Here is a 4,816-nt window from a genome sequence, read left to right on the forward strand (position 1 = left end):
GTAGTCGGGAGGCACGAACATTAGAAGCCCTAAATGAGTCCATGACAAGTGCAGTAAATTATATTACAGCAGAGGATGCGCTTAATTGGTTCAATCATTGTGGTTTATTTACATGAAAACCGCTGTAAGGTCAGAAAACATTACCACAGGAAATGCTCAAGTAGGAGGAGGATCTATTCCCACTGCAGGTATAGGAAAAGCTATCGGAAAAGATAAACTTGAGCGTTTTGCTCTTGTCAAATTAACAACTAAATTTGATTTAGATGCTAACACGGCCCTGTTCACAATAGCTGCAAATCCAATACACTTCGCTACAGCAGATGGGATTACTGTATTAAATGGCTCTCCTTTAATTGCACTGGTGAATCCAATCACAACAATTCCAGAAAATACCTCTACATCCACAGCAGTCAAGGTTGCTAATCTGAGCATTACCGACGATATTTTTGGCAATAATACAACTAGCTTAAGTGGTTCCGATGCTTCTAGCTTTGAGATTAAGGGAAATGAATTGTACCTAAAAGCCGGAACAAATCTGAATTATAACACCAAAAGCAGCTACAGCGTTATTTTAAGTGTAAATGATGCAAATATTAACAAGGGCGATTCTAAAACTTTTAACCTATCAGTTACACCAGTTACACTACCCACGTTATCTATTGAAGCAACAAATGCCATTCAAAGTGAGGGTAATCTTGGCACAAAATCTTTTAACTTTATCGTAATTCGTAGTGGAAATATTAGCAATGTTAGCAGTGCTAACTGGACAGTGACGGGATTTGGCATCAACCAAGCAAATAACACTGATTTTGTCGCTGGCACCCTACCAACTGGCACGGTAAGTTTTGCAGCAGGTGAAACTAGTCAAACTATTACAGTGAATGTGTCAGGAGATACTAGTGTTGAGCTGGATGAAGAGTTTATAGTCACCCTCTCTACCCCAACCAATGCTACTGTTACCACTGGGACTGCTAGGGGGACAATTACCAATGATGACAATAACCAACCCAAAGTAATATCTGGCACAGACCAAGGAGATATTATAGATGCTACCACTAGGCAGAGTACGGTAATGCCAGGAAAAGGAGATGACATCATTATAGTCAATACTGCTAGTGTGGTGATTATTGAATTACCCAATGAGGGTAATGATACTGTATTTTCCAGTGTCAACTATAACCTAGCTGCTCTCCCGCAAATAGAGAACTTAACTCTCACAGGTACAACAGATATAAATGGTATAGGCAACGGTAAGGACAATGTAATCACAGGAAACAGTGGTCAAAACGTGCTAACAGGACTGCAAGGAAATGACACCTTTGTGTTTAACTTTGGGGATTCCGTAGTGGGTAAACCGGACAAAATAAGGGATTTTCAATTTGGTAAGGACAAGATAAGGGTGAATGGACTGTCACCAAGTGTATTAACCCGTGCTACCAATAGCACTGCTAGTACATTGGATAGCTTAGTGAATAGTGTATTTATTGATGCCAATGGAGCAGAAAGTGGAAATCAGGCGTTCGCGACTAACAGTGCAGCATTGGTGGTGTCAACAGCACAGGGAATAGGTGGCACTTACTTGATAGTGAATGATGGCATAGGGGGGTTTAATCCCGCCACAGATTTGGTGATTAATCTGACAGGATATAGTAGTACTTTACCGAGAGTAGGGAATATAGGAGTGAGCAATTTAAGTTTATTTGTGTAGAGATTTATTGAAATTTTGGTTAATACTAGTGGTAAAAACGTGATACTATTGTTGGTGCGTAGTTGCAATTCCCGCTAGGTTCGCTTTTCTGTGGCGGATTCGCCAAAAAGTTCCCACATTTTTTAGTAGAAGGAGCAGTACTCATGTCTATTGTGTCAAAGATTAACTTGCTTCAGGATAATGCAGGAACTCCTGGGGAGGCATTAACTAGCACTCAACTGGCTAGCGGTACTACATTTTGGGTTGAGATACAGTTACAAGACCTACATATCAATCCATCGGGTATTGTTGGATCACGTCTAAACCTGAAATGGGACCCTAACTCCCTAACAGCTACATCTTTAACAGTTACAAATGGTTTGCCATTGTTAAGGTCAGAAAACATTACCACAGGAAATGCTCAGGTAGGAGGAGGATCTTTTCCTGAAGACAGTATAGGAAAAGCCATCGGAAAAGATAAACTTGAACGTTTTGCCCTTGTCCTACTAACAACCAAATCCAACTTAAATACCACAAGTAGCTTATTTACAATAGTAGCAGATCCAACAGAATTCTCCACAGCAGATGGGATTACTGTATTAAATGGATCTCCTTTAATTGAATTGGTGAATCCAATCACAACAATTCCAGAAAATACCTCTACATCCACAGCAGTCAAGGTTGCTAATTTGAGCATTACCGACGATATTTTTGGCAATAATACAACTAGCTTAAGTGGTTCCGATGCTTCTAGCTTTGAGATTAAGGGAAATGAATTGTACCTAAAAGCCGGAACGGATCTGAATTATAACACCAAAAACAGCTACAGCGTTATTTTAAGTGTAAATGATGCAAATATTAACAAGGGCGATTCTAAAACTTTTAACCTATCAATCACACCAGTTACACTACCCACGTTATCTATTGAAGCAACGAATGCCACTCAAAGAGAGGGAGATACAGGTATAAAAGCCTTTACCTTCACTGTTATCCGCATTGGAGATACAAGTAGTAGTTATACGGACACCAATCCCACATTGGTAACTGCCACCAATTTGGGTGTGATCAATGAGCGAACTTTAAGTATCCTCACCAGTCCAGATACATCATCATTCAGTGTAGGAACTGACCCAGGTTCCAACAATCTAGTTCCAGCAGATGTGGACATGTACCGTTTTGAACTAGGCCAAGCTGGTACCATTAGCTTGGAGACATCTCTTCCGCAAAATGGTGCAGGTATGGATACCATTCTCCGCTTGTTTGATGTCTACGGGAAGGAACTGGGAGGCGATGACGATACGGGACCTGATTTCTACTCTCGCCTCAACGCCTATTTAAAGGCAGGCACTTATTACTTTGGTGTCAGTGGTTATGCCAATTTCTCCTACTCTCTCACTAGTGCCAATAGTGGAGTTGAAGGTAGTAATGGGGATTACGCCATCAAGGTTGCCTTTAATCCCAATGCCACACCCTTTGTGGGCGATCCCAATGGTACGGCAACCGGGGCGCGGGATATAGGTGCTTTAAGTAATTTTGCCCCTGCTGGCGGTGCTGACATTCTTTCAATCATTGGACCAGATACGGACTTACCGGGTGTTGATCCCACACCAGACAATCTGATTGCGGTGGGAGATAAAGATGTGGATCTGATCAGGTTCACAGTTAATCCCGGTTTGGTTATCTTCCAAACCAGCAATTACGTGCCTGACTATATTGGGAAATTTGGACAGATACGCGGAAAAGCTTATTTAGACCTGTTAGATTCCGATCGCAATGGAAATTTTGATGACCCAATAGACACTGTGCTGCGTTTATTTGATGCCAGTGGTAATGAGTTAGCCATTGATGATGATAGTGGAGAAGGATTGCTGTCTCGTCTGGAATATGTTTTCACCACAGCAGGTACATACTATTTAGGGGTAAGCGGTTATGGTAACTCCACCTACAACATCAATACCTTGCCTGATGCTGTTGATAGTGACTTAAGCCGTCGCCCAGGTAGTACCGGTTCATCCCAGTTGAGCATCATCCTGCAACCAAACACTGCTCCCCAAAACCCCAATGGTGGAGGTGCCACTACTGCAACAGATGCAGATGGATATATCCACACTAACTTACCCAGTTTTAATCTAACTCAGACTAATACTGGCAGCAGCAACTTCATCTCCCTCCAGCGCAACATTGGTAACGATGATCAGGTGGCGGTTGGTGCAACCGATGTGGATTTTGTGAAAGTCAATTTCCAGGGAACTGGCACAACACCACGTATTCTGACCGCCACAGCCCGGGGAATAGGCACAGGGAAAAGTGCAGTGATGCCTAGGGTCTATGTGTTTAACGGACAGGGCGATCGCCTATCAGCTGTTACATCTAGCAGCAGTACTAATACGGTACAAATATCCCTCAATCCTGACACTGACTACTATGTAGGTGTTGCTGGCTATGGGAACAAAAACTTCAATCCTCTCATTATGGGCAGCGGAACATCCGCTGAAACAGGCAACTACACCCTTGATTTGAGCCTTTCCGGTAGCGGTGCTAACTGGGCAGTTACTGGCTCTAGCACTAACCAAGCAGATGCTACTGATTTTGGTGGCACCCTACCAACTGGCATGGTGAGTTTTGCAGCGGGTCAAACTAGTCAAACTATCACAGTTAACGTGTCAGGAGACACTACAGTTGAACTCGATGAAGGGTTTATAGTTACCCTCTTTAACCCCAGTGGCGCGACTATTACTACAGCAACCGCTACGGGAACTATTCAAAACGATGATGCTGCATTAGCGATCGCATCTACCAATGCCACCCAAACAGAAGGGAGTGCAGGCATAAAAGCTTTTACCTTCACCGTTACCCGCACTGGAGATACCACTAATAGCAGTAGTGCTAACTGGGCAGTAACCGGATTCGGCACTAACCAAGCAGATACCACTGATTTTGGTGGCACTCTCCCAACTGGCACTGTGAGTTTTGCAGCAGGTGAAACCAGTCAAATCATGACAGTGAACGTATCAGGAGACACTATTGTTGAACCGGATGAAGGGTTTACAGTTACCCTTTCTAACCCCACTAATGCCACCATTATTACGCCAACTGCGACGGGAACCATTACCAATGATGACACCCAAG

Annotated in this window: 2 protein-coding genes; both read left to right on the plus strand. The window is 43.1% G+C overall.

Going from position 1 to position 4,816, the window contains the following annotated elements:
• Positions 1-112: 112 nt before the first annotated feature.
• Positions 113-1,708, plus strand: a complete 1,596-nt coding sequence (locus ASL19_RS09460; protein WP_057178150.1) for a bluetail domain-containing putative surface protein — start codon at positions 113-115, stop codon at positions 1,706-1,708.
• 143 nt (positions 1,709-1,851) lie between these two features.
• Positions 1,852-4,816: DVUA0089 family protein (locus ASL19_RS09465; RefSeq protein WP_200959842.1), on the plus strand; the 2,965-nt coding region annotated here is incomplete at its 3' end.

The organism is Cylindrospermopsis sp. CR12 (assembly GCF_001432185.1).
GTDB classification, from domain to species: domain Bacteria; phylum Cyanobacteriota; class Cyanobacteriia; order Cyanobacteriales; family Nostocaceae; genus Raphidiopsis; species Raphidiopsis raciborskii.

Bases quoted from the DNA above. Each gene is read 5' to 3' on its own strand.
- ASL19_RS09460 (WP_057178150.1), top strand. From the start codon at position 113: ATGAAAACCGCTGTAAGGTCAGAAAACATTACCACAGGAAATGCTCAA.